Consider the following 13,373-nt stretch of genomic DNA (forward strand, 5'->3'; position numbering starts at 1 on the left):
CGGCACCGTGACGTGGGAGGGTGGCGGCATGGATTCCATGCTCATCGTCGATGCCGCCAATGTGGTCGGCTCGGTGCCGGACGGCTGGTGGCGGGACCGGCGCGGCGCGGCGGAGCGGCTGCGCGACGCGCTGTCCGAGTACGCCGGCAAGGGGCTGCCGGGGCTGGTTGCGCCCCCCGTGGAACTGGTCCTCGTCGTGGAGGGCGCGGCGCGCGGGGTCGAGTCCGCCGAGGGCGTACGGGTGGTGCCGGCGAGCGGCAGCGGCGATGACCGGATCGTGCAGCTGGTGGCGGAGGAGTGCGGCGACCGGGACTGTCTGGTGGTCACCGCGGACCGCGAGCTGCGCGCACGCGTCCAGGCGCTGGGGGCCCGGGTGACGGGCCCGCGGGCGGTGCGGGGCCGGGGGCGCGGCGAGGCATAGCCCCCGGCCCCCGGGGACAAGGACAGGCCCCGTACACCGCGACGAGCGGCATACGGGGCTGCCGGGGCCGGAGCTGCGGCCGGGCGCCGGCCCTTGGTGTGCGGTCGGCGTCAGCCCTTGAGGTACAGCCGGGTGACATCCCTTGGTCCGCGGCCGGGTGTCAGCCCTTGCCGGTCTGCCGGCTGCGGATGCCGAGGCGGCTGTGCGAGCGCCCGTACAGGAAGTAGACGCCGAACCCGACGACCATCCAGAGTGCGAACCGGACCCAGGTCTCCGCGGGCAGATTGAGCATCAGCCACAGCGACGCGACCACCGACAGCATCGGCACCACCGGCACCCACGGGGTACGGAAGGAGCGGTGCAGATCGGGCCGGGAACGGCGGAGCAGGACGACGCCGAGGGCGACCACGACGAAGGCGAAGAGGGTGCCGATGTTGACCAGTTCGGCGAGCTCGTCGATCGAGGTGAAGCCGGCGACGATGGCGACGATGACGCCCAGCGCGATGGTGGACCGGTAGGGCGTCCCGTAGCGGGGATGGGACCGGGAGAAGACCCGCGGCAGCAGCCCGTCCCGGCTCATCGCGAAGAACACCCGGCTCTGGCCGAGCAGCAGGATCATGCAGACCGAGGTCAGGCCGACGGCGGCGCCAAAACTGATCACGCCGGCGAAGAAGGGGTGCCCGAGGTCCTTGAAGGCGTCGGCGAGCGGGGCGTCGGTGGAGAGCTTGCTGTACTTCTCCATGCCGGTGACGACGACCGACACGGCCACGTAGAGGACCGTGCAGATGGCCAGTGAGCCGAGGATGCCGCGTGGTACGTCGCGCTGCGGGTTGCGGGTCTCCTCGGCGGCGGTGGCCACGATGTCGAAGCCGATGAAGGCGAAGAAGACCACGGCCGCCGCCGCGAAGATGCCCATGACCCCGAAGGTGGACGGGGTGAAGCCGAAGATCAGCTCTGCCAGCGGTGCGGCCAGTCCGCCGCCGGCCTCGCTGGGCTTGCTGGGCGGGATGAACGGCTCGTAGTGGGCACCGTCGATGAGGAAGGCTCCGGCGATGACGACCAGCAGGACCACGGTGACCTTGATCCCGACGACCACCGCCGTCACCCGTGAGGACAGCTTCATCCCCAGCACCAGGATGCCGGTCAGCACCAGCACGAGGATGGTGGCGAGCAGATCGAAGCCGAAGTGCCCCTCATGGGTGCCGGAGAGCCCGGCGGGCAGCTGCAGCCCGGCGGAATCCAGCAGTGAGCGCACATAGCCGGACCAGCCGACGGCGACCACCGCACAGCCCAGGGCGAGTTCCAGGATCAGGTCCCAGCCGATGATCCAGGCCGGCAGCTCGCCGAGCGAGGCGTACGAGAAGGTGTAGGCCGAGCCGGCGACCGGCACGGTGGAGGCGAACTCCGCGTAACACAGCGCCGCCAGCGCACAGACCACGCCCGCGACGACGAAGGACACGGCCACGGCAGGCCCGGCCTGCTCCTTGGCGATCTTTCCGGTGAGGACGAAGATGCCGGTGCCGATGACGACGCCGACGCCGAAGACGGTCAGATCGAGCGCCGACAGGGACTTTTTGAGCGAGTGCTCCGGCTCCTCGGTGTCCAGGATCGACTGCTCCACAGTCTTCGTCCGGAACATGCCGTGATTGCGGCGTGATTCATGTGGTGTGCCGTGCTGTGTGCTCATGGGCGAACCTCCGCCTGGACGACCCTCGCAACTCTCCTGAACTGCCCGAGTCTCCGCAATGTCCGGAAACAGTCAGGTTCGGCGGGCCTCCGGACGACGGGGATTCACCCGATGGGGTGTGGCCGCGTCCATGCCGATGGGCCGGGCGGAACATCCGTACGGATGACCGGCCGGCCCATCGGTGCCGTCTGGGGAATCAGTCGCGGGCGACCTCGGCCGGCTCGGCCGCGCCCTCGGGGCGGGCGGACTCGGTGTCGGCGGACTCGGTGTCCGCGGACTCGGTGTCGTAGCGACCGTCGATCTTGGAGACCAGACCGGTCACCTGGCGGGCGATGTCCGGTGCGGTGAGCCCGATCTCCGCCATGACCTCCTTGCGGGAGGCATGGTCGAGGAACCGCTCGGGGATGCCGAAGTCGCGCAGCGGCAGGTCGACACCGGCGTCCCGCAGGGACTGTGCGACAGCCGAACCGACGCCGCCGGAACGGACGTTGTCCTCGACGGTGACCACGACGCGGTGCTGCGCGGCGAGGCCCGGCAGCGCCTCGTCGACCGGCTTGACCCAGCGCGGGTCGACGACGGTGGTGGAGATGCCCTGCTTGTCGAGGAGGTCGGCGATCTCCAGGCACATCGGGGCGAGCGCGCCCACGGAGACCAGCAGGACGTCCGGGCGCTTGACGGCCTCGGCAGGCCTGCGCAGCACGTCCATGCCGCCCACCCGGCCGATCGCCTCGACGGCCGGGCCGACCGCGCCCTTGGAGTACCGCACCACGGTGGGCGCGTCATCGACCTCGACGGCCTCGCGCAGCTGGGCGCGGACCTGGTCGGCGTCGCGCGGCGCGGCGATCCGCAGACCGGGGACGACCTGCAGGATCGACATGTCCCACATGCCGTTGTGCGAGGCGCCGTCGGTGCCGGTGACACCGGCCCGGTCCAGCACGAAGGTGACCCCGCACTTGTGCAGCGCCACATCCATCAGCACCTGGTCGAAGGCGCGGTTGAGGAAGGTGGCGTAGACGGCGAAGACCGGGTGCAGGCCGCCGGTGGCCATGCCCGCCGCCGAGACCGCACCGTGCTGCTCGGCGATGCCGACGTCGTAGACGCGGTCGGGGAACGCCTTGGCGAACTTGTCCAGTCCGACGGGCTGGAGCATGGCCGCCGTGATGGCGACGATGTCCTTGCGTTCCTTGCCGAGCTCGACCATCTCGTCGCCGAAGACGGACGTCCAGTCCTTGCCGCCCGAAGAGATGGGCAGGCCGGTGTCGGGGTGGATCTTGCCGACGGCGTGGAAGCGGTCCGCCTCGTCCTGGAGGGCGGGCTGGTAGCCACGGCCCTTCTCGGTGAGGCAATGGACGATGACCGGACCGCCGAAGCGCTTGGCGCGCGTCAGGGCGGATTCCAGCGCCTCGATGTCATGGCCGTCGATCGGGCCGACGTACTTCAGGCCCAGGTCCTCGAACATGCCCTGCGGGGCGATGAAGTCCTTCAGGCCCTTCTTGGCGCCGTGCAGGGTCTCGTAGAGCGGCTTGCCGACGACCGGCGTGCGCTCCAGCAGGTCCTTGCCGCGGGCCAGGAAACGCTCGTAGCCGTCCGTGGTGCGCAGCGTCGCCAGGTGGTTGGCGAGGCCGCCGATGGTCGGGGCGTAGGAGCGCTCGTTGTCGTTGACGACGATGACGAGCGGGCGGTCCTTGGCGGCGGCGATGTTGTTGAGCGCCTCCCAGGCCATGCCACCGGTCAGCGCGCCGTCACCGATGACGGCGGCGACCCGGTCGTCCGACCCGAGTACCTCGTTGGCCTTCGCGATGCCCTCGGCCCAGCCCAGGACCGTGGAGGCGTGGCTGTTCTCGATGACGTCGTGCGCGGACTCCGCGCGGGAGGGGTAGCCGGACAGGCCGCCCTTCGCCTTGAGTTTGGAGAAGTCCTGACGGCCGGTGAGCAGCTTGTGGACGTAGGACTGGTGCCCGGTGTCGAAGAGCACCTTGTCCTTCGGCGAGTCGAAGACACGGTGCAGGGCGATGGTCAGCTCGACCACGCCGAGGTTCGGCCCGAGGTGTCCGCCGGTCTTGGACACCGCGTCGACAAGGAAGGTACGGATCTCCCCCGCCAGCTGCTCGAGCTGCTCCGGGCCCAGTCGGTCCAGATCGCGCGGTCCCCTGATACGGGAAAGCAACGCCACCCCTGCCTCCTTGCTGCTTGCTGCCGTGGATCGAGCTTGCCGATCAGATGAGTCTAATGTCGCGCCCGCCGCGCCGACGCCCGGGCCTTGCGATGTATGTCACTCGGGTGAAACACGCCGTGGCGCGCCGCACCGGGTACGCCGCCGCGCGCGAAGCGGCCCCCACCGGATCATGCCCGGTGGGGGCCGGTGCCGTAGGGCGACAGGCGCGGTCAGGTGCGTCCGGCTGTCTTCTGCGTCCGGCGGGAGACCGAGTCGATCACCACGGCGGCGAGCAGCACCGCACCGGTGATCATGTACTGGATCTCGCTCGCCATGCCGAGCAGGTTCAGGCCCTGCTGGATCGACTGGATGACCAGCATGCCCAGCAGCGCGGACCAGATCTTGCCCCGGCCGCCGAAGAGGCTGGTACCGCCGATGACGGCCGCGGCGATCACGTTCATCAGGGTGTTGCCGGAGCCCAGGTTCTTGGTCGCGCCACCGGAGAGGCTGGCGATGAACAGTCCGCCGAAGGCGGCGAGCATGCCGGAGATGGCGAAGACGCTGATCCGGATCTTGTTCACATTGATGCCGGCCCGGCGCGCCGCCTCGGCGTTGCCGCCGACCGCGAAGATCTGCCGTCCGTAGGCGGTGCGGCGCACCACGAAGTCGGCGAGGACCAGGACCGCGAGGAACAGCACCAGGGCCAGCGGCAGACCGCGGGCGCCGGCCGGCTCGTTCAGGACATAGGCGACGACGAAGGCGATCACGGCGACCACGCCGGTGCGCAGCAGGATTTCGCTGAGCGGCCGGGAGGGCAGCGCGGCGGCCTTGCGGCGCTTGCTGTCCAGCAGCAGCGATCCGGCGTAGGCGAGGACGGCTATCAGCGCCAGGCCGTAGCCGGCCGCCTTGTCCTCGAAGTAGTAGCCGGTGAGGCTCTCCACCACGCTGCCGCTCGGCGTGTTGATGGAGCCCTCGTTGCCCATCATCCAGATCTGCAGACCGCTCCAGCCGAGGAATCCGGCCAGGGTGACGACGAAGGCCGGCACACCGATCTTGGCGAAAAAGAAACCGTGCAGAGCGCCGATGACCACTCCGGCCACGATGGCGATCAGGACGGCGAGCCAGTCGTTGACGCCATGGGTGACGCTGAGCACGGCCCACACGGCCGCGCCGACGCCCGCCACCGAGCCGACGGACAGATCAATCTCGCCGAGCAGCAGCACGAAGACGATGCCGACGGCCATGATGCCGAGGCCGGAGGTGTAGACACCGATGTTCGCGAGGCTGTCGGCGGACAGGAAGCTGCTGTTCTTGAGCTGGAAGACGACCGCAATGACGAGCAGGCCGATGACGACCGGCAGCGAGCCCAGCTCACCACCGCGCACCCGGCGCTTGAAGTCGTTGAGGTAGCCGGCGAAGCCCTGTTCCCGGACGAGCAGGCGGGGGTCGACGGCGGCCGGCTGGGGGGTGTCGGCAACCGGGGCGGCCACGGCCGCCCCGTCCTCGTCCGCGGCGGGCTGCTTGGTGAGATCACTCATGCGCCGGCCTCCTTCTTCACCTGGTCCGTACGCGCCTTACGGCGGGTCACGGCGTTGTCCGAGGCGCCGGTGATGGCGGCGATGACCTCTTCGTGGGAGGTGCCCTCGACATCGAAGACACCGTTGTTGCGACCCAACCGCAGCACCGCGACCCGGTCCGCGACGGCCTGCACATCGGCCATGTTGTGGCTGATCAGGATGACGCCGAGCTCGCGCTCGCGCAGCCGCTCGACGAGGTCGAGGACCTGGGCGGTCTGCTCGACGCCGAGGGCGGCGGTGGGCTCGTCGAGGATGACGACCTTGGGGTCGCCGATCAGTGCGCGGGCGATCGCGACGACCTGGCGCTGACCGCCGGAGAGCGCGGCGACGGGGATACGGACGCTCGGGATGCGGATGGACAGGGTGTCCAGCAGCTCCTTGGCGCGCTTCTCCATCGCGATCTCGTCGAGGACACCCGCGGTGCGGATCTCGTTGCCGAGGTAGAGGTTGGCGACGACATCGAGGTTGTCGCAGAGCGCGAGGTCCTGGTAGACGGTGGCGACGCCGAGTTCCTGGGCGTCGTGCGGCTTGTTGATGCGTACCGCCTCGCCCTCCCATTCGATGGCGCCGTCGTCGACCGGGTGGACGCCCGAGATGGTCTTGACGAGGGTGGACTTGCCGGCGCCGTTGTCGCCGACAAGGGCGACCACCTCACCGGGGTGGATCTCCAGGGTGACGTCCGTGAGTGCTTGGACGGCGCCGAACCGCTTGGAGACTCCGCGCAACGCCAGCACAGGCGTAGCGGACACGTGAATCATCTCCTTCGCCGCCGTCACTACGGCGGGGATGGTGGTGCGTGGAGCTGGGGGGCTTGCAAGGAACGGTCCGGCTCGGGGAGGGGAGAGGGAAGGGGTACGGAGCGGGACCGGGAGGGTGCGGAGCGGGACCGGGACGAGGCCGGGTGGGGTAGGGCCGGGGTAGGGCCGGGTGCGTGGCCGGGGTGGGGCCGGGTGCGTGGCCGGGGTGGGGCCGGGGCGCGACCGGGGTGGGGCCGGGGCGCGACCGGTCGACCGGGGTAGGGGCCGCGGGAGGGGCCGCGCGGCCCCTCCCGACCGGGGCCCGGAGCCCGGGTCCCCCGGGAGCCCGGGGAAGAGACGTGTTGCCGGTGTGCCGGTGTGACCGTGGCCGGGAAACATGGCCGACGGGATCGGGGGCGGGGGCCGGGGGCCGACGGCCGGGGGCCGACGGCCGGGGGCCGACGGCCGGGGGCCGACGGGCCGAGGTCCTACTTGATGCCGGCCGCCGCGCAGGCCTTCTTGACGTCGCCGGTGCAGATCTGGCTCGCCTTGTAGACCTTGTCCTTGATGATCGTGGAGGCGATGTTGTCCTTGGTCACGATCTGCGCGTCGTACAGCTTGGCCGGGATGCCCTTGACCTCGCCGCTGAGGCTGTCGACCTTGGTGTCCGTCAGGGAGTCGATCTTCTCGCCCTTGAGCAGCTTGACGGCGATCTCGGCGGTGGAGTCGGCCTGCGGCTTGATCTGCTTGTAGATCGTGAAGGCCTGCTCGCCCTTGAGGATCCGCTGCAGACCCGCGAGTTCGGCGTCCTGGCCGCCGACCGGGACCTTGACGCCCTTCTGCTTGAGCGCGGTGATGATGCCGCCGGCCATGCCGTCGTTGCCGGAGTAGACGCCCTGGAAGCCGTCCTTGCCGAGCGAGTCGAGGGCGGCGCCCATCTTCCTGTTGGCCTCGTCGGGCGACCAGTCGGGGATGTCCTGCTCGTACGCGATCTTCTTGACCTGCTTGTCGAGGACGCTGTGGGCGCCCTTCTTGAAGAACGGCATGTTCGGGTCGGTCGGCGAGCCGTTGATCATGACGACATTGCTGTCCTTGGCCTTGTCGCCGAGCGCCTTGACCAGCGCCTGGCCCTGCAGGCGGCCGATCTTCTCGTTGTCGTAGGACACGTAGGCGGAGAGCTTGCCCTCGGCCAGCCGGTCGTAGGCGACGACCTTGACGCCCTTCTTGGCGGCCTGGTTCACCCAGGACTTGGTCGCCTTGTAGTCGACGGAGTCCAGAATGATCACCTTCACGCCCTGGGTGATCAGCGCATCGAACTGCTTCTTCTGGGTCTCGGTCTCCTGCGCCGCGTTGTTGTACTTGACCGTGCAGTCGCTGCACAGCTCCTTGATCTTCGCCTCCATCAGCGGACGGTCGAAGGTCTCGTAGCGCGTGGTCTTGTTCTCCGGCAGGAGCAGACCGATGGTCTTGTTGTCGCCACCGCCGCCCTTGGCGTTGTCACCGGCCTTACCACACGCGGCCACGGAGAGCGCCATCGAGACGGCGGCGGTGCCTATGACGACGCGACGCGTCCAAACGTTCATTGGGGTTGCCTCCCTGACGAGGCCGCGTCGTTGCGGCCGAGGTGGCTGGAAGTCAACTCGGCCGCCAGCCGACCGTCAAGGAGTAAATCCTTAACGAGATGACAACGGTGCCATGCGTTAGCTGCGTGAACTCAGAGCTTTCACGCCAGTGCCGGAGCGTCCGCGGGCTGCGCACCGTCGAGCAGGGTCGAATCGCCCATCTCGCTCAGCACCAGCGCCAGCGCGCCCAGTACCTCCGCACGGCCCCCGAGCGTGCCCGGGACGATCCCCAACTGCCGTGCCGCACTGGGGATCGCATACCGCGACACCGATTCCCGGATCGGCGCCAGGACCAGCTCACCGGCCTCGGCGAGATCACCGCCGAGCACCACCCTGCTGGGATTGAGCAGATTGCACAGGTTCGCCACACCGCTACCGATATGGCGGCCCACGTCCGCAATCACCCGCCGGCAGCCCGGGTCGCCCTCGCGGGCCAGCTGCACCACCCGCGCCATGGTCAGATCGGGCCCGTGGCTCGGCTGCAGCAGCGGGAGCACATAGCGGGCCGCGGTGAAGGTCTCCAGGCAGCCGCGGTTGCCGCAGCGGCACACCGGGCCGGACTCGTCCAGCGTGATGTGCCCGATCTCGCCCGCCGTGCCGCCCGGCCCCCGGTAGATCTGCCCGCTGATCACCAGGCCCGCGCCGACACCGCTGGCGACCTTGATGTACGCCAGATCGGCGGCCCCCCGGCCCCCGCCCCACACCAGCTCGCCCAGCGCGCCGAGGTTGGCGTCGTTGTCGACATGGACGGGCACTCCGAGGCGCCCGGACAGCTCCTGGCCGGGGTTGGTCCCCGACCAGCCCGGCAGGATCGCCGTCGAGCCCAGCGTCCCGGACTCGACGTCGATGGGTCCCGGTACGCCCAGACCGACGCCGATGACCTTGCCCGCGTCGAGTCCGGTGGCCGTGATCAGCCGGTTGACCAGCTCTTCCGCCCGGTCGAAGCCTTCGGCGGCGGAGGCGTCCACATCGATCGGCTCGGCCTCCTCCGCGAGCACCTGGTGGGCGAGGTTGCCGACCGCCACCCGCAGGTGGGAATGCCCGAAATCGACCCCTACGACGATGCCCGCATCGCCGGAGAGGGAGACACTGCGCGCCCGCCGCCCGCCGGCCGAGGTCGGGGTCACCTCAACGGTCCCGCCGTCCTTCAACTCACGAACGATGTTGGAAACGGTGGCCGCGGACAGCCCCGTGCTCCGGGCGATCTCCGCCTGCGTGAGGGAGCCCGCCATACGCACCGCACGTACGACCCGCTCCAGATTGGCCCGGTGCAGCGAGGACTGCGACCCCGGAGTCTCCATCGACTCATCCACTCCCGTCTGGGGCCGGGGGTGCCTCCCAGTGGTGACTGGGGGAGGCACAACGACCGCCCGCCGGCCGCACCCACACCCTTGTAGGACGGCCCTCGATTCAACATGTGAACTCTAAGCAGAACTCCAGCCGGGAAGTCTCGTCAAGGCGTTGAGCCCACACATGATCAGGAGAGGTCCCGCCGGGACGCCCGCGGGGGCGGCCCCGCCGCAGCGGAGCCGCCCCCGGGCACGCACCTGGCGCTCCCCAAAGCCGGCGCAAATACATCGCCCGCCGACGGCCGACAGCCGGCGTCGGCTTCCCGGCCCGCCCCCCTCTACGGCGCCCCGTCCCGCTCCCTTATTTGAGTGCGCCGGCGGTCAGACCGGCCACCACCTGCCGCTGGAAGATGATGTACGCGGCGAGCACCGGCAGCATCGCGATCGTCAGCCCCGCGAACAGACCGGACCAGTCCCCCTTGTAGCCCTGGCTCACCGCCAGCGCCACCAGCCCCTGGGTCAGCATCTTCTTGTCCGGGTCCCCGACGTTGAGCACCGTCGGCAGCAGGTACTGGTTCCACTGCCCGAGGAAGTTGAAGATCCCGACACTGATCAGGCCGGGCTTGGCCATCGGCAGCATCACCTGGAAGAAGGTGCGGGTGTGCGAGGCGCCGTCGATGAGCGCCGCCTCGGCCACCGACGTGGGCAGCGTCCTGAAGAACCCGCTGAGGAAGAAGACCGTGAACGGCAGCGAGTAGGCGATATAGACCAGGATCAGGCCGTGGTAGGTGTCCAGCAGCGCCATGTTCTTCATGACGAAGAACAGCGGGACGAGCGCCAGGATGACCGGGAAGCCCATCCCGCCCACGAACAGGAAGTACAGGAAGCGGTTGCCCGGGAAGTCGAAGCGGGCCAGCACATACGCCGCCATCGCGCCCAGCAGCATCGTGCCGATCAGTGAACCGCCCACGACGATCAGCGAGTTGAAGAAGTACTGGCCCATGTTCGCCTTGTCCCAGGCGCGTGACCAGTTGTCGAAGTGCAGGACCGAGGGCAGCCCCCAGGGCGAGCCGAAGATCTCGGTGTCGTCCTTGAAGGAGCTCACCACCGCCCACAGCAGCGGCATGGTGACCAAGAGGCCCCAGATCACCAGGACTCCGTGCGAGAAGACGTTGAGGACCTTGCCCTCGCTGCTTCCGCCATGGGAGCGGGCGCCGTCCTTACCGCCCTGTCCGCGGCGCTGCCCCGGCACGCGCGAGGCAGCCGGAGACGGCCCCTGCTCCTTCGTCACACCCGGGAGGTCCGCGGGATCCGTCTGCGCACTCATCAGAACTCCAGTCGCTCGCGTCGTCCCAGCCGCATCACGATGGCCGAGAAGACGAGGGTCACGATCAGCAGGGAAACGCCGATGGCCGTCGCGTATCCGGCCTGACCGTCGCGGAAGGTCTTCTGGTACACGTACAGCGGAAGGACCTCGGTCGAATAGTCGGGCCCGCCCGGGCCGACACTCATGATCTGCACGAATGCGAAGGCCGATACGTCCAGGGCGAGGATGCCCATATAGATCCAGCCGGTCTGGACGGTGTCCCACAGCAGCGGAAGGGTGATCCGGAAGAACGTGTTGAGCCGGTTCGCGCCGTCCAGCAGCGCGGCTTCGTAGAAGTCCTTGGGAATGGAGCTCATTCCGGCGGAGAAGAGCACGACATAGAAGCCGACATTGGCCCACACCATCGCGGCCATGACGCACCACAGCGCGATCTGCGGATCGCCCAGCCAGTCGGGCTGCACATTGTCGAGCCCGATCGCCGTGAAGAAGGCGTTGAGCGCACCGCTCTCCGGGTTGTAGGCGAACTGGAACAGCAGCGCGACGATCGGGACCGACAGCACCTGCGGGAAGAAGTAGAGAATTTTGTAGGTGCCCGAGCCGCGCACCCCGCCGATGACCGCCTTCTTCCGGCGGCGGCCACCGACGTTGAGCATAAAGGCGAAGAAGAGCCCGAGCGAGAGCGTCACCACCGGCAGGAGCAGCAACAACGTCACGCTGTTGCCCACGGCGGACCAGAAGACATCGTCCTTGAAGAGGCGCGCATAGTTGTCGAAGCCGACCATCTTCATGTCCGGACTCAGTCCGGTCCAGTCCGTGAAGGAGTAGTAAATGGCCTGCACGAACGGCGAGATCACGAAGATCGCGTAAATCGCCAGCGGGAGGACCAAGAACCCCGCAATGAAACGGTACTTACCGTGTTTCATGACTACCGATCCCGTTCTCTCCCTGCGTGTGCCACAGCCGGTGACGCTTCTCCAGCCGGCGCTGAGCGGTGTCTCACGAACTCGTCGGTCAGCGCTTGTACTTCTTGACGCTGGAGTCGTCGCGGGTGTCGTCCGCGTATTTCTGGATCTTCTTGATGGCCTCGTCGGGAGTCATCCGGCCGGCCATCATCTCGCCCAGCGCACCGACACCGATCCGCTCCTTCTGGAGCGCCACATACCAGTCCTGCAACCGCGGATTGACGATGTTCTGACCGGCCTTCTGCAGCGCCACCTGCGCCGATGCCAGACCGGGCGGGAGCGTCAGTCCCTCGGTTCCGCCGTTGAGCGAGGTGAGCGAGGAAACCTGCTTGATGAAGTTCTGCGAGGACTTCCTGCCGAGCATGATGCGCAGCAGTTCCATACCGCCCTCGGCGTTGTGGGCCTTCCTCGGCACGATGAACGGCTCGCCGCCCGAGGCCCAGAGGGTGCCGAACGGCATCTTGTCGGAGGTGGACAGGCTGGACGGGGCACCGACGGCGAGATCGAAGTGCGGGTTCTTCGCAATCTGCTTGGCCGACTCGTTCTCCACCCAGGAACCGTTGGGGATGAACAGCGCCTTGCCCTCGGCCCACGCCTTCTGCGACTGCAGGTGGTCCAGACCGGGCGAGCCCTTGAGGACATAGCCCTTCTTGTAGAGCTCGTAATAGGCCTCGAAGGCCGCCTTGACAGCCGGGTCCTTCCAGGCGCCAGGCTCCAGATTGTCGATCTTCCGCAGGACCTCTTCACCGCCGATCTTGGCAATGAACGGGTACAGGCTGAAGGGAAGGTAGTACGGGTACTTGCCCGGGTACGTCCAGCCGGCGACGCCCTTCTTCTTGGCCTTCGCGCACAGGGCCAGCATGTCGTCCCAGGTCTCCGGATATTCCGCGTCCAGCTTCTGCAGATTGCTCTTGGAGTACCAGACGCCGTAGACCGTGTATGCGTAGTAGAGGATCCAGGTTTCCTTGCCGCCGAACTGCCCCATCTCGACCACACCGGGGCGCAGCGTGTCGCGCACCTTCTTGTGCGGATCGTCGATGGAGGGGGCATCGAGGAGCGCGGTGAGGTCGGTCAGCTGCTCCTTGGCCACCAGCGTGCCGAAATCCATCTGTTCCGCACCGGAGTTGTCGACGAGGTCCGGAGGGTTTCCGCCGTTGAAGCGCGGCTGCAGCGTCGACTGGATCTTCTGGGTCGAAGAGAGCTTGACCTTGCCGTCGGCCTTCGGGAAGGACTTGCGGTACTCGCCCTGCGCGTCCTTGGCGTACTTGTCGCCGAATCCGCCGTCGAAGATGACCACATCGAGGCCGGCCGACTCATTGACCGCAAGCGGATTCTTGGCCGATTTCTTGCCTTTTTCGACCTTGTTGTCGCCGCTGTCGCCGCCGCCGGCACACGCCGACAGCACGCCCATGGCCGGTACGGCGACGATTCCCAGGGCCGCGGCTCGCTTGACCAGGTCGCGACGGTTGAATTCAGAGGTGGATCCCATGCTCAAGTCCTCGCCTTCTTCAGGACTCAGGCGGTGTACCGGAGCCACCCCGGCACCGCGGGTCAGATGAAGCTGAGTTGTACGGGATGTGCACCGGGCACGCTAGA

10 protein-coding genes are annotated in these 13,373 nt (G+C 68.3%); 1 reads left to right on the top strand and 9 read right to left on the bottom strand.

All coding sequences use genetic code 11. The features are described 5' to 3' along the window. Positions 1–28 precede the first annotated feature (28 nt). Positions 29–421, top strand: a complete 393-nt coding sequence (locus ACF088_RS28520) for an NTP pyrophosphohydrolase (RefSeq protein WP_392378719.1) — start codon at positions 29–31, stop codon at positions 419–421. 160 nt (positions 422–581) lie between these two features. On the opposite strand, the gene ACF088_RS28525 is transcribed toward ACF088_RS28520, so the two are convergent. The 9 genes from ACF088_RS28525 to ngcE form a co-directional block, all read right to left on the bottom strand. Next, on the bottom strand, positions 582–2,108 hold the full coding sequence (locus ACF088_RS28525) for an amino acid permease (protein ID WP_392378720.1): 1,527 nt from the start codon (positions 2,106–2,108) through the stop codon (positions 582–584). A 196-nt stretch (positions 2,109–2,304) separates the two neighbouring features. Continuing rightward, a complete protein-coding gene (dxs, locus tag ACF088_RS28530) occupies positions 2,305–4,281 on the bottom strand; it encodes a 1-deoxy-D-xylulose-5-phosphate synthase (RefSeq protein WP_392378721.1) in 1,977 nt (658 codons plus the stop codon). Positions 4,282–4,493: 212 nt separating this feature from the next. Then, the gene (locus ACF088_RS28535; RefSeq protein WP_392378722.1) at positions 4,494–5,801 is read right to left on the bottom strand and encodes a sugar ABC transporter permease; all 1,308 of its coding nucleotides are present in this window, start codon (positions 5,799–5,801) and stop codon (positions 4,494–4,496) included. After that, a complete protein-coding gene (locus tag ACF088_RS28540; RefSeq protein ID WP_392378723.1) occupies positions 5,798–6,598 on the bottom strand; it encodes an ATP-binding cassette domain-containing protein in 801 nt (266 codons plus the stop codon). The genes ACF088_RS28535 and ACF088_RS28540 overlap by 4 nt, the downstream gene beginning before the upstream one ends. A 467-nt stretch (positions 6,599–7,065) precedes the next feature. After that, on the bottom strand, positions 7,066–8,160 hold the full coding sequence (locus ACF088_RS28545; RefSeq protein ID WP_392378724.1) for a sugar ABC transporter substrate-binding protein: 1,095 nt from the start codon (positions 8,158–8,160) through the stop codon (positions 7,066–7,068). 140 nt (positions 8,161–8,300) lie between these two features. After that, on the bottom strand, positions 8,301–9,500 hold the full coding sequence (locus ACF088_RS28550) for an ROK family protein (protein ID WP_392378725.1): 1,200 nt from the start codon (positions 9,498–9,500) through the stop codon (positions 8,301–8,303). Positions 9,501–9,849: 349 nt separating this feature from the next. Next, positions 9,850–10,815, bottom strand: coding sequence for a carbohydrate ABC transporter permease (locus tag ACF088_RS28555; protein WP_392378726.1), 966 nt, complete (start codon positions 10,813–10,815; stop codon positions 9,850–9,852). Then, positions 10,815–11,738, bottom strand: a complete 924-nt coding sequence (locus ACF088_RS28560) for a carbohydrate ABC transporter permease (protein WP_392378727.1) — start codon at positions 11,736–11,738, stop codon at positions 10,815–10,817. The genes ACF088_RS28555 and ACF088_RS28560 overlap by 1 nt, the downstream gene beginning before the upstream one ends. 88 nt (positions 11,739–11,826) lie before the next feature. After that, a complete protein-coding gene (ngcE, locus tag ACF088_RS28565; RefSeq protein WP_392378728.1) occupies positions 11,827–13,266 on the bottom strand; it encodes an N-acetylglucosamine/diacetylchitobiose ABC transporter substrate-binding protein in 1,440 nt (479 codons plus the stop codon). Between the last annotated feature and the right edge of the window lie 107 nt (positions 13,267–13,373).

It is taken from the genome of Streptomyces sp. NPDC015125 (genome assembly GCF_043080045.1).
In the GTDB taxonomy this organism is placed as follows: Bacteria; Actinomycetota; Actinomycetes; order Streptomycetales; family Streptomycetaceae; genus Streptomyces.

Coding starts and splice junctions, on each gene's coding strand:
- ACF088_RS28520 (WP_392378719.1), top strand. CDS start 29: ATGGATTCCATGCTCATCGTCGATGCCGCCAATGTGGTCGGCTCGGTG.
- ACF088_RS28525 (WP_392378720.1), bottom strand. CDS start 2,108: ATGAGCACACAGCACGGCACACCACATGAATCACGCCGCAATCACGGC.
- ACF088_RS28535 (WP_392378722.1), bottom strand. CDS start 5,801: ATGAGTGATCTCACCAAGCAGCCCGCCGCGGACGAGGACGGGGCGGCC.
- ACF088_RS28540 (WP_392378723.1), bottom strand. CDS start 6,598: ATGATTCACGTGTCCGCTACGCCTGTGCTGGCGTTGCGCGGAGTCTCC.
- ACF088_RS28545 (WP_392378724.1), bottom strand. CDS start 8,160: ATGAACGTTTGGACGCGTCGCGTCGTCATAGGCACCGCCGCCGTCTCG.
- ACF088_RS28550 (WP_392378725.1), bottom strand. CDS start 9,500: ATGGAGACTCCGGGGTCGCAGTCCTCGCTGCACCGGGCCAATCTGGAG.
- ACF088_RS28555 (WP_392378726.1), bottom strand. CDS start 10,815: ATGAGTGCGCAGACGGATCCCGCGGACCTCCCGGGTGTGACGAAGGAG.
- ACF088_RS28560 (WP_392378727.1), bottom strand. CDS start 11,738: ATGAAACACGGTAAGTACCGTTTCATTGCGGGGTTCTTGGTCCTCCCG.
- ngcE (WP_392378728.1), bottom strand. CDS start 13,266: ATGGGATCCACCTCTGAATTCAACCGTCGCGACCTGGTCAAGCGAGCC.